The sequence below is a fragment of the Shinella zoogloeoides genome, from assembly GCF_033705735.1.
Taxonomy (GTDB): Bacteria; Pseudomonadota; Alphaproteobacteria; order Rhizobiales; family Rhizobiaceae; genus Shinella; species Shinella zoogloeoides_A.
The window spans coordinates 1,105,015-1,119,673 of the sequence record NZ_CP131130.1 but is presented as its reverse complement, the minus strand read 5'-3'; the positions used below and the strand labels follow the sequence as shown (position 1 = coordinate 1,119,673).

13 protein-coding genes are annotated in these 14,659 nt (G+C 60.1%); 1 reads left to right on the top strand and 12 read right to left on the bottom strand.

Annotated elements, in window-relative coordinates; genetic code table 11:
* Positions 1–93: 93 nt before the first annotated feature.
* Positions 94–1,017 (bottom strand): glycoside hydrolase family protein, encoded by a 924-nt coding sequence (locus ShzoTeo12_RS05770; protein WP_318911652.1) that lies wholly within the window; start codon positions 1,015–1,017, stop codon positions 94–96.
* A 76-nt stretch (positions 1,018–1,093) separates the two neighbouring features.
* On the opposite strand from ShzoTeo12_RS05770, the gene ShzoTeo12_RS05765 reads away from it, so the two are divergent.
* Entirely contained in the window at positions 1,094–1,696 is a 603-nt protein-coding gene (locus ShzoTeo12_RS05765; RefSeq protein WP_318911650.1) for an outer membrane protein, read from the top strand.
* On the opposite strand, the gene ShzoTeo12_RS05760 is transcribed toward ShzoTeo12_RS05765, so the two are convergent.
* The 11 genes from ShzoTeo12_RS05760 to ShzoTeo12_RS05710 form a co-directional block, all read right to left on the bottom strand.
* Entirely contained in the window at positions 1,697–2,302 is a 606-nt protein-coding gene (locus tag ShzoTeo12_RS05760; protein WP_318911648.1) for a hypothetical protein, read from the bottom strand. It abuts the gene before it with no gap.
* Positions 2,303–2,311: 9 nt separating this feature from the next.
* Positions 2,312–2,995 carry a LamG domain-containing protein gene (locus tag ShzoTeo12_RS05755; RefSeq protein ID WP_318911646.1) on the bottom strand — a complete coding sequence of 228 codons (684 nt, stop codon included), beginning with the start codon at positions 2,993–2,995 and terminating at the stop codon, positions 2,312–2,314.
* Complete coding sequence (locus tag ShzoTeo12_RS05750; protein WP_318911644.1) at positions 2,992–4,185, bottom strand: hypothetical protein; 1,194 nt, start codon at positions 4,183–4,185, stop codon at positions 2,992–2,994. Before ShzoTeo12_RS05750 ends, ShzoTeo12_RS05755 begins: the two co-directional genes overlap by 4 nt.
* Before the next feature lie 25 nt (positions 4,186–4,210).
* The gene (locus ShzoTeo12_RS05745; RefSeq protein ID WP_318911643.1) at positions 4,211–5,713 is read right to left on the bottom strand and encodes a hypothetical protein; all 1,503 of its coding nucleotides are present in this window, start codon (positions 5,711–5,713) and stop codon (positions 4,211–4,213) included.
* A complete protein-coding gene (locus ShzoTeo12_RS05740; protein WP_318911642.1) occupies positions 5,710–8,142 on the bottom strand; it encodes a phage tail protein in 2,433 nt (810 codons plus the stop codon). The genes ShzoTeo12_RS05745 and ShzoTeo12_RS05740 overlap by 4 nt, the downstream gene beginning before the upstream one ends.
* Positions 8,142–8,546, bottom strand: coding sequence for a DUF6950 family protein (locus ShzoTeo12_RS05735; RefSeq protein ID WP_318911641.1), 405 nt, complete (start codon positions 8,544–8,546; stop codon positions 8,142–8,144). The genes ShzoTeo12_RS05740 and ShzoTeo12_RS05735 overlap by 1 nt, the downstream gene beginning before the upstream one ends.
* A gap of 280 nt (positions 8,547–8,826) precedes the next feature.
* Positions 8,827–9,480 (bottom strand): DUF2163 domain-containing protein, encoded by a 654-nt coding sequence (locus ShzoTeo12_RS05730; protein ID WP_318911640.1) that lies wholly within the window; start codon positions 9,478–9,480, stop codon positions 8,827–8,829.
* Positions 9,480–10,112 (bottom strand): hypothetical protein, encoded by a 633-nt coding sequence (locus ShzoTeo12_RS05725; protein ID WP_318911639.1) that lies wholly within the window; start codon positions 10,110–10,112, stop codon positions 9,480–9,482. Before ShzoTeo12_RS05725 ends, ShzoTeo12_RS05730 begins: the two co-directional genes overlap by 1 nt.
* A complete protein-coding gene (locus tag ShzoTeo12_RS05720) occupies positions 10,112–13,912 on the bottom strand; it encodes a tape measure protein (protein WP_318911638.1) in 3,801 nt (1,266 codons plus the stop codon). The genes ShzoTeo12_RS05725 and ShzoTeo12_RS05720 overlap by 1 nt, the downstream gene beginning before the upstream one ends.
* Before the next feature lie 3 nt (positions 13,913–13,915).
* Positions 13,916–14,101, bottom strand: coding sequence for a hypothetical protein (locus tag ShzoTeo12_RS05715; protein ID WP_318911637.1), 186 nt, complete (start codon positions 14,099–14,101; stop codon positions 13,916–13,918).
* An 83-nt stretch (positions 14,102–14,184) separates the two neighbouring features.
* The gene (locus ShzoTeo12_RS05710; protein ID WP_318911635.1) at positions 14,185–14,652 is read right to left on the bottom strand and encodes a hypothetical protein; all 468 of its coding nucleotides are present in this window, start codon (positions 14,650–14,652) and stop codon (positions 14,185–14,187) included.
* Between the last annotated feature and the right edge of the window lie 7 nt (positions 14,653–14,659).

Genomic DNA, 14,659 nt, shown 5'->3' with positions numbered 1-14,659 from the left:
CGTCTGCCCGGCCATAGACAAAGGCGCCCGCGACAACCGCGAGCGCCACACCGGCCATGGCCAAGCAGCCTTTGATCTTGACCCAGAGGCCCATTACGCGATCGCCTCCCTGCCGAGCCTGGTATTCCACCAGCGCTGGATGACATCTCGCTTGCGGTAGGCGACGTAGGCGACCACCGCGATGCCGACTCCGAGCGCGATCCAGCCCCAAGGAAGGCCGGTCGCGAAGGCCAGCGCGCCAGAGCCGACCGCAGAGCCAGCCCCCTTCTCCACCGCTTCCCGGACGCCGGCAGCGTCGCGCCGTAGCTGAGAGAGCGTCGCCGGTCCGAGAATGCCATCCGCTTGTAGGTGAGGATGCGCCTTCTGATAGGCGATGATGGCCTTCCTGGTCTTCTCGCCCATCCATCCGTCGATGGCGCCAGGGTTGAACCCCTTGGAGGTCAGGATTTCCTGGGCTTCCTTCACGTCCGGATCCGGTTGAGCCGGCGCCGCCGGCGTTACCTCCTTCATCGCCGGTGTGCCGGCATAGATGCCGTTGGCGAACAGGTTCGCCTCTTCCAGCCGGCGGCGCACGAGCCCGCCCAACCTCTTGCCGCCGGCGGTGTTGTAATGGCTGCCGAGGTAGTCTGCCGCCGCCGCCGGCTTGCCGGCGCGCCAGAGCTTCGCCCACTGCCACTCCATCGCGCCGACGCCGAGGTTGTAAATCGCGCTCGTCGCTGCATCCATCTGCTGCTGCTTCCGATTGTCCGGACTGCCGCGGACGACGGCCGGCTCGAACTCCTCGGCGAGAACCTCGGCGAGAATTGCGTCAGACTGCTCGGCGGTGATCTTGGTCTTTCCGGGGACCAGTTTCGTGATCCCACGCTTGGCAAAAGCCGCACGCACGGCCTTGCTGCGGAAAGTGAAACCCTGCCCGATCGTCGGCACGTTCACCGGATCGAGGTAGCAGGTAAGCGGATTGCCTTCGTGGCTACGCAGAAACGCGCGGCCACGCGGGGACGTGGTCGTGATGGTCATGGGGTGTCCTTGGGGATTGCTATTGCACTCCTAAGCGTTCCGCGCTTTGATCGCGCAGGTTGGCGTGGAGGGCGAAATGAAACTCGCAGCGGTAGCGGTATTGTGCCTGCTGGCATCGCCAGCAATGGCAGATGGCCCATATGTCGGCGGCTTCGTCAGTGGAGGCGCATATGGCGAGATGGGCTGGACGGGCCCTAGCTCAAGCCGCAAATCAACGATGCTTGGCGGCTTCGCTGGTTATGGCTTTCAGGCTGGCGGTCTGATCATCTCGCCGGAAGTTCGGGTGTATGGCGGCGCCAATGATCAGGTCCGGATGGATAGCAAATACATAGACCCGCTCACCAACCACACGACTACCGACCGATTGACGTTCCGTGAGCCCATTGGGGCATCGATCGGGGCGAATATTGGTATGAAAATCGGGAAATTCACTCCGTATGTCGGAGCGTCCCTCGGTCTCTCCCGGATTAAGGTTGAATCCCTCTACACCCCTCCAGGATTTGTCTTTTCGGACAGTTATGAAGAAACCGATGTCACTCAATCCGTTCGTGGCGGGCTACAATACGACTTTGAGAGTTATTTCGCGCGCGCCGAAGTAGAGTATCGACGTATTCGGAGGGATTTCGGCACCTATTATCGAAAGACCGAGGTGAGTGTCGGGCTCGGCATGCGGTTCTGATCACGGCCAAACGATGGTTCCAGCCACAGCATACACTGCCGGGGCATCAATGGCCGCGTCCACGGCAGCTTTCGCGCCTAGGCGGGCGGCCTCGATGGCGGCGCCGATGACGGCCCATTGCGCGTATGCTTGCGAGACCGCCAACGCCACGCCGGCGAGGGTCGAGGCGGTTATCCCGACCTCCGCAGCGAGCAGAGGATAGAGCTCCGGCTGCGGATCTTCATCCGCCATGCACGCCGCCGCCTCGGCCGCCTTTTGCTGATAGGTCATCGCCTGCCCGGCTCCTGGCGTGATGTACTTCAGCCGGGCAAGCTCGGCGGCCTCGTCGATACGAGCCTTCGCTACCCGCTTATGCTCCTCAAGCGGCGTCGGATCGCCCTGAAGAAAGTGGACATATTTGGGCTGCCCATCGATAAGATCGACGGATGTTGAAATCACCAGCGCTCCATCCGGCACGTTGTCAGCCGGAAGGATTTCAGCGAGGCGGAATTCGCCATCGGACCAGCCGTCCTGTGCAGGCGAGACCGCGCCCACTCCGGGTATGTCCACCCACCCATCCGACGCCACCTGCTTGATAACCGTGTCACCATTAATTAGCGCAAGCATTTTTCCTCCTTAACCGTAAGGCCTCGATGGCGGCGAAAAGTTTTCCGTCCACCTTGCTATTCCGTTTGATACGCGTAGTTCATCAATCCAGCCTGCGAAGACAAAACCAAGACCGCTAAGCCTCCCGATTTGAAGAGGCGTAGTTGTTCCCGAAAAACTTGCCGTATTTGATTGCACAGCCCCGCTTTGGACGCCGTTAATGAAAAGGCGAAGCGTTCCCGATATCCTCGCGACCGCAACATGATACCAAGTGTTAATGGATGGACCCCATGGTCTTTCAATAATCACAGTGTCTCCAGAACCAAAGAGTAATGTTGAGCCCCTGTCTCCGCGAAACTGGAATGACCATCCAAGCGACGAACCGGAATAAACGCTGGCAATAACTCTGGGGCCGGAGATGCTTGACAGCCTAACCCACGCATCAATCGTAAAGTCGGCCGTGAAGTCCCAATCGGGGCTGTCCGGCGCAGTTAGATATGTGCTGGAGCCATTTAGCAAAAGAGACGAACCGCCGAATTTACTCTGGTCGGTATCTATTTGAGCACCGCCGACGCTCGTTATGAGGTTTCCTGACGGCGAAGAGTCAACAATGCTCGTTGCCCCATCCACCCCATCAAAGTGAAGAAGAAGCTTGGTAAACGCGTCATTGCCCCCCGCAACCAGCGGTCCAAAAGTCGGGAAAGGAAAGGTCATTGCAACGCCTTCACTGTTGCCGTAACCGCACTGTTCGTCTTTGCGATGTGCAGATGGAACTTGTGGCCGTTCGTCGTCGTGAAGGCATCACCATCAACCTTGGTGAACCCGGCGAGCGTAACTGCTCCGGCCGAAGCGCCGTTTACGATCTCGACGATAATCGTGTAGACGCCGGCCGCCGTGGGAGCATTGATCGTGACGGCGCCGCCGTTCGCTCCATGCTGGATGTTGCCGGAGGCAAATGTGAGCGTTACCGACCCGCTCAGCGTACCGAGGTCCTTGCCCGTCGCCGAGTACCCTTTGAGCGCGGTATCTCCCTCTCGAGACACGGCATTGACGAGGCGACTATCATCACCGGCCGCAACCGCCCCAGCAGTGGTCCCGACATCCATGGCCGCTGCGCTGCCGAGCGCGGGCTTGCCGGAAAGGTCAACGTAGGCGCCACTGAACGGCGCGCCTCCATCTTTCAGCACTTTGCCGGTTGCCCCATCGAACACGACAAGATGCCCGTCGCTTGCTCCAGCTGGCCCGACCACATCCCCTGTGCCCATACCATCCTCGCCGGGGTTGCCGCGCGGGATCGTAAACGTCACACGATAGGGGTCGCCCGTCGTTCCTGCCCCGGTGACGTCCATTTCGACGTCAGTGCCGGGCAAGCCGGTCTCCGGTTCCTCAAATACGACATTTGCAGCGGCACCTACCGGACCGGGTTCGCCTTTAGCGCCTTGGCCATAAGAATGCGGTCCAGCCCAGTCGCCTTCCGTGTTCGATGCCTTCACCCAAAGCTGCGCCGGAACTTGAGACACATCGAGATAAGAAAAGCCCTTCGGCTTCGCATCATAGATATCGCGACCGGCGGTATCGCCGGACATATCGTATTTCCAGATCGTGCCGGCTTCGAGCCCCGCCAGCAGGCGTGCCAGCGCCTCCGCATTCTGCGCGATCTGCGCATCGTAGGCAGTATCGCGCACGAGCGCATAACTGTAGGTGCCGGTCAATCCGGTCCAATCGACTGCTGCGGTGATCTGCGTGTCGCTATCGACGGTGGCGATCGGCAACCCGTTGCCGGCCGCTTCGGGATAGACGATGCCGCCCTTGATGAGGGCGATCTGCCATGCCGTTCCAGTGCCCATAATCACGGCGCTGCCGTTCGTCAGGGAGATCGTCCCCGTCGTGTAAGGAGTGGTCATTTTGTGAGGTTCCTTGCGGGGCTAGCTAAGCCGGGATGCCGAGGATGTAGTAGCGAAGGCCAAGTATCGGAACAGGATCGTTAGTGACTGAAATTATGCCGTAGTCCAGATCCTGTACATTTGCGTAATACATTTCTATGGGATTCCCTCTGAAAGTATAAAACGTTGCCCTGTTCGGCTCGATCTCGCAGTACGTCGTATCGCCACCAATCTTTGTAGTCCAAACGGTTTTCTTTGCGCCGCAGACATTGATCTTGGGAGGCGAAACGCCTTTGCTCCAAAAAGTGCCTCTCGGGCCGTGAACCGTCATCCACTTCACGATGGGAAAGCAGCCGCTTCCGTTGAAGTCGACGACGTGTGTGAGTTCGCCCGTGCCGACCGGGATGTACCCTTGCTTCAGAATCTGAATGCACGGCCACCGGCTATCTATGACGATGTCGGAGAAGTTCGGGTTCTCGCCAGCGCCCGGTCGCAGGATCTGGACGACATTCTCGCCGCCAACCTCGAACTGCCGAAGGACGTCGTTATCTCCCGCCGTAGGCGCATCAGTGCCGACTGCATACACCATGAAACGAACGCGGCACGGGCCATAGGGATTATAGAATTGAATGGAGGTTCCGCTAAACGAGTACTCCACACCGAACTGATTGGCATTCTCGGTCAGCACGGCAATCGGACTCGCCGGGAACGTGATCGTGGACCCCTGATACGCGAAAACGTCTGCAACGGCGTCGGTTGGGATGCTTATCCCAATGTCATAGGAAGAGAGACCGGAAGGGCATTCGATATCTGCCGCACCGATGATCTTGGTGGGGCTATTGGCTGTGTCCAGCGCTAACTGCGTGGGTCGGGTGATGTTGTTGACGTCATACCCCGGCTTGGCGACCCGCACTCCCGTATTGTCGATCATGATAGCCGGGGTGCCTTCCGGAGCCGTTCCGGGCGTACTATCGAGGATCGGGCTTTCATCACCGGGAAGGTTCCAGGCTACGAGAGTTTGCTTTCCCCTACCTTCGACCGAAACTCCAGTGAAATCTTCCCTGATATACGTGCCATAAGCCATATACGTCGAGCTTGCGCTCGCTGTTATATCTTTACCCCAGCCTAGCCAGGAAGAAATCGTCTGCCAGTTTCCTCCTCGACGATCATAATGATGAAGGGTCTCGTTAAATCGAACACCAATAAACCTTCCCGTGCTCAGATCCCTGGTCTTCATATCCGAAAGAGGAAGATCGTACAGCAAGGAGGGAAATCGGGAATTTCGGATAAAGATGTCATTGTTGCTAATCGAATACGGAATCGTCCGCTTGGTATAAGTGCCGTTCGTGGACCCCGGCGGCTCCAGGGTGTCCACAGCTTTCCGAATGGTGAAATCCATGCCAGAGAGCCGCAAATCTGCCGCCCACTTCGAATTATAGAGGAAGGACCCGACATTCGCGTCGGGCTCTTCGGCGGCGACAATGCCGTCCTTCGTGATCTTGACCGACTGAATGCCCTCATAGTCGCGGCCGAATAGAACCTCTTTCATGACTTGAAGACCAACCTTCCTGCGTTGAGATCGAAATCAACCTTTCCGTTCTGAGAGAGCAGTCTCCCGGATCGGACCAATCCGATATTGGCGATCTGGAGCTTCAACTCACCGTCCTCGAAAACCATCGGCAGGAAGTTGTTGTCGAGATCACCCGGATTGAGCACCACAAACCGGTCGGCCATGACGGCGAACTCGGACTGGATATCGCCACCAACGTCGACAATTTGGAGGTAGAAGCCGGAATCGTTCCAGGCATCGCCTTCTGTGACGCGGAGCTGCACGGAGAAGCGCGCAAGCGCCCCAGTCTGATCGGCGGCTGCCGTGAAGCGGATACGACCCTGCGCAAAGCGGTCATCGACAGCTACGGTGACGTCGGTGATCTGCTCGGCCAGCGCATTTAGTTCCGTCGCGACAACGACGACCTGCTCGTCAAAAGCCGCGCGGTTGTTACCGACTTCCACAGCCAGACGACGACGCGCTTCATCGGCCACGAGGGCAAGCGTCGGCTGGTTCGTCAGGATCTGCTCCAGCAGAGGCCGCGTGTCATCGAGCCCCTGTTGCAACTCGGCGAAGCGGTCCTTTACCTCCTGCTTGAGATTGTTCAGACCGACTTCCAGATCGGCGTTGCCGCCGTCCAGCGACGTGACAGTTGCCCAGCCCGTCGCCGGCGGCTGCGCCCGGCCCTCGACGATCAGCCGATACCGGAATTCGTATTCCGTCAGGCTGACGATGCCCTCCTGAACGAACGCGATGTTTGCGTCCGCCGCGACCGACCGCGTGAAGATGTTCGTGGGTTCTGTCTTGATCCGCCAACGCACCTCGACCGTGACCACGGTCGGATCGACGATGGTCGACCAGGACACGCGGAATGCCGGATACGTTCGACCGTCGGCACCGGTGGCGATTACCGGGATGACGGCATAGTCCGGCAGTTCGTTCACGTAGACCGGCTCTCCGGGAGGGAATGGCACAACAGGCGGCAGAACACCGACGCTGTCATAGATAGAGCCGTCACGCTCAACGAGCTTAAGCGCCACGTTGCGCGGCCCGTCACTACCAAGCGGTTTGATCAACCTGCTCGACACCATGTAGATGCCGCGCCGTTTCTCGTTGCGCGAGTCCCAGAAAATCCAATCGCCGCCGTTGATGGTCTGGAACCGCGGTCGAAGCACAATCTCGGCGCTTCGCTCGAAGCGGTTCTCCTTGTAATAGATCGCCGCCAACTGATTGGCCTGCGCCTTGTAGGGAACGGCAGGAAAATCGAGTTTGAAGTCGCGTGAACGGCGATCAAGGGCCACCTGCGTGGCATCGGTCTGCGTGTCGTAGCCAACGGGCGACCAGAGGTTCGACGGTTCTGGGTACGTGCCTTGGACCGAGTTGACGATGTCGGACATAGACTTGAAACGGCGAAAGCGCACCGGCTCGGCCGTGACCAAATCGTCGTCCGTGATGACCTCAACGATGGGCTGTTCGGTCCCGATGAGCGGCCAGGAGCCGTCAACGTTATCGACGATGATGCCTCCACAGGATTGCATCAGCCCTTCGATGTTGTCGCGATGCTCCAGATCCGCATCAAGGATCACGCCGCAGCGATACCGGGGACCGTAGGAGGTAATCTCGTCGCAGATGTTGGCGGCGATCGCGTAGCGGTCCACCGGCAGATCAAGCGGCGACATCTCCATGCCCAGGAACACGTCACCGTTCACGGCGAAGCCGCGGCGATAGTTGTACTCCATGATCACGGGATTTTCCGTGAACTCGTAGGTCGAATAGTCCCCCCAGCGATGCGGCCCGCTACCGCCCGCCGTCGAGTCTCGCCGCGGATCGTAAAGTCGAGCGCCGCGCAGTTCGAAGAAGAAGTCCGGGAATTGAGCCAGCTTTTCCTGATTGTAGGTCAGGTAGGCCACGAGGTAGCAGATACCAGTCCCGATGTGATTTTCCGTCCAGCGACCGCCGGGGTTCGAGCCAGAGATCAATTTGGCATCGGCAGACGTCTGGGTGCCGTCATAGAACTGGAAGGACATGCGGCCGGCGTAGTCGCCGCTCGTCACCGTATAGAAGCCGCCGCCCTGATCGCTGAGCGGTACTTCCTTGCCGCCAGCCCAGATTTTAACGAGGCCATCGCACGGGAAATCAGAAAGCGCGTAGACCTGCTGCAGATAATTGTTCGCGCTTCCATAGGTGTTGACGTAGACGTCATGGCCGGCAATCCCGACGCGGCCAAGCGCCACCTGGCGCGAAACGTTCTCCCCATATTGGCGTTCAAACTGGACGCCACCGGCCTGCTGTTGAGCTTTCTTCGCACGGTTCTTCTGGATCTTGGAGCTGATGAGCTGCAGACCGATGCCGAGCGCGAGCTTGCCGAAGACGCCGAGACTGCTGATAAAGGTCCCGACGGCGCCAATGAGCGGACCAAGAAAACCCATTATTCAACCCTGAAAGCTGCGAGCGCTGCACTTGGCGGGAGAAAGACGATCTCTTCGGCGCCGCGCGTCATGAAGCCGACAGCGGTGAAGACGCCGCCGGATATCTCGCCATCGTTGTCGTAGACGCCGATGTCTCCGCGCTGCGCCATGAGGACCGGCACTTCCTGGAACTTCGACGCGAATGCCTCGCGGAGAGATGCAAAGCCGTGGCGCCGCAACTGTTTGGCGGCGCCGGCAGGGGTCGTGTATCCCCTCGCATCAGGAAACATCCGTCGGCCGGTCACGGCCTCGACCGAGTCATCGGCGATGACGAAGCAATCCGAAATTCCGAAGCTTGCTGGCAACGCCTGGTGTCGCGCGATCACATCGTGAAGGCGCTTGAGCCAATCGAGATGCCTTGGCATGTCAGGAGCGGAACGAAAGCCGACCGGCGCCAAGGTCGAGGACGAAACTGCCGTCGCGCGACGACAATACCCCTGCCCTCACCTTTCCCAGATCTGCGATCCTCATCGAGAGTCGCTGCGAACACTCGCCGAGCTCTTTATGAAGGTCTGGCGAGACCACCGGTGCGGAGGTATCAATCTGGCCAACGGGACGATTGCCCAAGGCCGGCACAATAGGCGCAGCGAAGAGCGCCGCTAGGAATGACCTGCGTTTCATAGGAATACCTATCGAGTTGAGAATTTAGCGCCTGAACAAGCCAAGGAAGCCGCGGGATACGGTCCCCTGCCACGAAGTGCGGTTTGGGGCGGGCTGTGCGCCGGAAGGACCGGAGCGCCCCCAGATCAGTTCGATTCGGCCGGAGAGAGCCGAATGCTCGAAGAACATGTCGCCCTCGTCCCGCTTCTTCTGATCAGCGTTCGTTCGAAATCGGCCGTTCTTACGAGTGTAGTCGAGCTGCCGGCCTTCGCAGGCGGCCTCGATGTAGGCGCCACCCTCCGGGCTCTCGAAATGCTCCATCGTGTCGATGTAGCCACGAGCAACCGTTTCGACCTGGAGCAGAGCTCCAGTGTCTGGATGAAAATGGGCATCCATCACGCGAACAGGACGGTCTCGGTAGTCCTCGTCCTCGATCTGCGTGAGCATCTCTGGCGTGAGGTCAAATTCCTCACTCGCTGCCAGACGAAGGGTGAAGTTGCCGTCGGCGGTAGTGCCAACACCACCGCCGAGATCGGAGACCTCGATTAGGCCGAACGGCTGATAGGTGAGGCCCCCATGGGTGAATTCGTCCTTGTCGGCGATGTAACCATAGGTGCCGGTACCGAAGTCGAACCTGATCATCTGCCTGGTCGCGATGCGGCCGGCGTCATAGAGGTCCTTCACCTCGCTTGAGAGCATTACGCACTCTCCATCAGCTTACAGGTGACGCTGTAAAGGAAGTCACCGGATACGGAGACCTCGTAGCTGTCGGGTACCGGCCGCATGATGAGCACCGGGCGGACAAACCGAACGACCGCATTCGGTTGAGACACGGTCGCAAATGGCGGAGGCTCGACCGTGAGGTTCCTCGTAGTGCCCGAGCCGGAAACCTCAACGACGCGACCGAGGTAGAACCGGTTGAGCCGCTCAAGGCCGATTTGATCGCCTACCGAGAGCACGAGGCCCGGGGAGACGCCGTTGACCACAAGCTCGTTGCCGTTCGTTACGCTCCCGAGCAGGCCAGTCACCTCGGCCGGCGCGTGATTTTCGCGATGAGCACGAGGATATCCATTGAAAGGCCGCCGGAAGCGCGCGGCGCGCATTCCACGGAGCGTGAGCCACCAAGCTTCAAACTCCGAGAATTGGTCGAAGGTCATTGGCACCGTTCCAAGCGTCGCCTCCCATACGGTCGGCGACACCTGGGTGTAGTTGATCAGCATTCGGCCGGCGGGCGCGCTTCCCGATGGAGAAGCCACGACGCCGTCCCGAAGAATCAAGTCGCACTGCTGGTAACCCACGGCCGGAAGATCGCGGGGGAACTGAATGGTCATCACAGCCCCCCGCGTTTCTCTGCGTTCTGGACAGTTTGGACGATGCGGTTGGGAAGGCTTCGCTCGAGAGCCTCCACTTGCCGGCGCAATAGCGCCAAGCCGGCGGCGTCCGCATTGGCCGCATCGATGTTGATAGGCATCGTGATCTGGATCGACTGGTTGCGTTCGGCCCACTGTTGCGGGGTCGACGGCATCTGGACGGCAACTGGACCGCCGTCCTCGTAGCCGCGGCGGAGAGACTCCACCGCTGCAACGCCACCCGCACGGGCAACGTCACGTTGCGACCAGACTACCTCTCCTTTGTGGACGAGCCCGGCGACTTCCTTCTTGCCGCCGTGGCCCGTGTAGCCACCGTCGTCAAAGCCCAACCACTCGAAGAAGCCGTTGAACATGCCGCCGAGCATGCCACCGCCGGCCTTGCCCTCGGTGCCATCGAACAGGTTGATGAGCGACATCTCAATCATCTTGTCGATGAGCTTGTCGAAGACGTTCGAGAGGATGTCGCCTAGAGATGCCCCATCCTTCAGGTCGCTGATGACGCCTCGGAAGATGTCCTTCCCGAGCTCGGAGGACATCTGGAAGCGTTCTCGCAGGCGCTCCTGAGATTCCTCGACTTGCTTGCCGGCAGCAGCCGCCTCACCCATCTTGGTGGCCACCAGAAGCATGGCCTCGGCCTGGGCCCGAGCCTCAGGCGTGAGCGCGCTAAAGTCGCCCTTCAGAAGCTGCTGGACGTCTTTCAGTTCCTGACCGGCGGCCGTGCCCTGCTCCTGGGCTTCGTTCAGAAGCTTTTGCGCGGCCTCAAGGGTGGAGAGCGCTTTCCCGTAGTCATTGACCATCGGGTTGAGCGTCGAGCGGATGCCGGTCTCCGCGATCAGCGCCTCCAGCATCTTCTGCTGCTGGCCGAGGGCGTTGTTGAACGCGTCGCGGGAGTCTAGACGGCGGGTGCCATCCGTATCCATTCCAGCCCGGCGCTGCGCATAGGCGATGGCGTCGTCGACCGTGGCGCCGCCACCGAGGACTTCCGGATTCGCCTTGATGGCGTCCGCCGAAAGCACCTTGCTGACAGCGGTCCCCGGAGCAGCTTTGAGAACGTTCACCGCGCCCTGGGGCCCGAGGAAGTGGGCAAGCTGGAGAGCAACCTCATCGACGCTGAGGCCGGCCTTTTGAAGGACGGCCGCATTCTCACGAGCATAGGCATCGATGAGCGCGCGCGACTTCTCTGTGTTCGTCCGGAGTTCGAGGATTTGAGACCTCGAGAGGTTCGCCGCCTCATCCGGGAAGTACCTCTTGAAGAGGTCGAGCCAGGTCTTTTCGATGAACTGACCAAGCCCGTAAGCAGTCGAACGCTGCGACCCGTCTGCGTTAAGAGGCCGAGCCTTCTTTCGCCCGCCTGACTCCCCCTTGATGATACGGTCGGTGAAACCGTCGACGGCTTCGCTCGTCTTCTCCGACGAATAGATCCGCTCTGCATCGGCGCGAACTGCGGCGCTGTTGATGACCGCGCCAGCCTTCTCCATGTCCTTGACGATCTTATCCATGATCGCGCGAATTCGACGTTCCGCGTCGGATAGGTTCGCCTCGTCGACGAGATGGGTAACGACGAGCTCTTGCGCCGCCGCGATCTTCCTCTGGTTTTCAGCGGCCTCCGTCCGGCTGTTCCAGTATTTCTCCTGAGGAAGCTTGTCGGCGTCCTCGCGGATTTTCTTGATCGACTCCCGCCAGTCGTCAGTTGCCTTCTTCAGCGCATTCAGGCGTTCGCCCATTGTGATGAAGGAGAGGACGATCGAAGACAGGTCAGGATTGGCGAGTGCAATCTCTTCAAAGGATTTGCGGAGCTCGGCAGACAATCCTCTAGTCTGGATCATCTCGTCGCGAAGCTTCGCGAGCGCCTCGCCCACCGCGGTCGCGGCATTGCCGCGATTGATGTCGTAGTCCGTGCGCGCATTCCAAGCGTCATCGACGCTTGCGTCGAACTCAGGGAACTTGATCTTGTCGAACAGCCCATTAGTGGAGATGTCGAGTTCACGAAGCGCCTCGACGGTCTTGTCGACGTCCTTCTGGAGATCCTGCAGTTCGGTTTGAAGCTTCGACACCTGCCGGCCGGCGACGCTCTGGGCGAAGCCGTCCATCGCCGTGGCAGCGTCCTGGGCGAGATAGCCGAGGTCCTTGAGCTGAGTGGTGATCCGAGCGGACTCTTCCGCGGAGCGCTGTGCGTCAGCGGCGAACTTCGCCATTGCGGCGCCAGCGATCGCCAGCGTCGCCGTGATCGCGAGACCCCATCCACCGCCGAAGGCGCCGACGAACCCATCCCAGCCACGGCGCGCCACACTGAGGCGCTTCTGGGCCGCCGTCAGCTTCTCGGTGTTCAGCACCTGCCGCTCAATGAGGACTGCGCGCTCGGCGTCCAGATCCTTCAACTGCTTCTGCACGGCGGCCGATTGTGACGAAGCCGCCGGCACCGCCGAAAGGCGCTGCATGCGAGTTTCGAGGTTCGCGATCGATTTTTCGTATCGGGCGATAGCCTGTAGTTGAGCCTTGGACCCGTCCGAGGTTTGGAGAACGCGCAGCGCGTTGTCCCGAACGAGCTTCTTGCCTTCCTCAACCTGGCGCTGAAGGCTGGAAACGACTGCGGCGTTGGCGCTCGCTACTCGAGACGTGACGGAGGCCCGCTCCTTCTCGATGGCGAGCAAGCGGTTCGAGATGCCTTGGCTCTCGTCCATGATGCCGGTGACGACATTGCGCGCGGCTGCGTTGCCGGCGCGAACGCCACCAATCGCGCCTTGCGTCGCCATGGTTGCCTTTCGGGCACCGTAGACGAGCGCTAGACCACCCGTGACACGGGTGATCCAATACATCACCTCTTCGAGATTATCGGCCAGTCCCTGGATTGCCGAGGCGATCGTCTTGGTGACGCCATATGCCTGATCGGCCTCGCCGACATAGCGGATCAGCGCATTGTCGAGCAGCGTCCAAGACTGTGCGACTGTCGGCGTCATCTTGGCGAAGGCCGCGTCGATCGCATCGCTTGACTGAAGGATTGCCTCCGTGACGGTCTGAGCGGTGAGCTCGCCGGCGTGCGCCATTTCGCGCAACTTGCCGATATTCACGCCCAAGCTCTTGGCAATACCTTGCAGGAGGACAGGGGCGTTCTCAGCTACGGATCGGAATTCCTCGCCCGAGAAACGATCGGATGCGATACCCTGAGAGAGCTGGATTGCAGCGCCCTGCGCTTCCTGTGGCGTGGCGCCACCGATTGCGAACGCCTTCTGAATGGTCTCTGTCGTGCGGAGCAGCTTCTGCTGGGAGAAGCTGAAATGCTCAGTCGCGCGCGCCATGCGCGAATAGAGGACTGTCGTAGCCTCATACGACGAGCGCGTGCGCTGCGAGACGTCGAAGAGCGACTCTTGGACCGCCCCAAAATTCGACGAGGTGTCCGTGACCGTTCGGATCTGGTTGTTGAGCAGCCGAGCCTTGTCAGCAAGGTTGATCAGATAGGCCGCGGAAAATGCACCGGTCAGGCTGCCGGTGGCGACGGTCGACAGGCCGACGATTGCGGCGCGCAGTTGCGTGGCAGCGTCCGTGGCACGAGTCAGGTCGCGCAGTGAATTCTGCGCAATCCGGAACTGCATCGTCTGGCTCATGTGCCCACGGAGCGAACGAACAGCCGACGAGGTGTTGCCCAACGCGGAGTTCATCCGCATTGAGCTTCGCTCGACGATGTTCGCTACGTCCGTGAAACGCCGGCTCTCGCCAACATCCACGTAAAGACCAATGTGGATGTTGCCGACTTCAGTCGCCATGTCTCACTGCCTCGGGGCGGAGCCCTTGTTTTTCTTCTTCGGCTTCGTCCGGTTCCCTCCGCTCAGGTACTGAATCATCGTCGCCCACTGCTTCGGCGTCATCGGCTCGGCAGGGGTCGCCTTCTTCAGCAACTCGTCGGGAGATTTGGGGAAGCTCTTCGGCGCATTAGTCGCCGTGCCGGTAAGCATGGCGGTGAGCCATGAAGCGTGGACCTGATCCTCCTGCCGGCGGATGCCGACATGTTTTGCAAAACGGAGGAGGTCGTGGGGAGTTAGGCGGCGGATTTCTCCGGGTTTGAGTCCTGCTCTGGCACCGGCTGACCAGCAGACATCAAGGAGAGAATCGCCGCCGCCTGGGGGTGGGCTTCAATTCCCTGAAGCCGGTCCATCATGCGCTTGTTGATCTCCTCGATCTCCACTTCCTTCTGCTCAGCTGCAGTTCGGCCGTGGATGGCGAGGCAGAGCGCATCCATGACGCGATCGGTGAGTTCTTCCCACTTCAGGCCATACGGCATGACCTTCGATGTCTCGCCCTTGAGCGTTGCTGACAGAACCTTGGCGAAGACGCTGACCTTCATCTGGACCATGCCCTTCATGATGTGGGCGATATGGTCCTCTTGTGCTGAGAAGGCGGTTTCGAGCTGTTCGAAGGCGTTGACGTCGAACTGGAGATAGACGCCCTCGCCCGCCTCCGGGAGGGCGACCGTACCCGCATGACGGTTAGTGATAGCGTCGGACATAGATCAC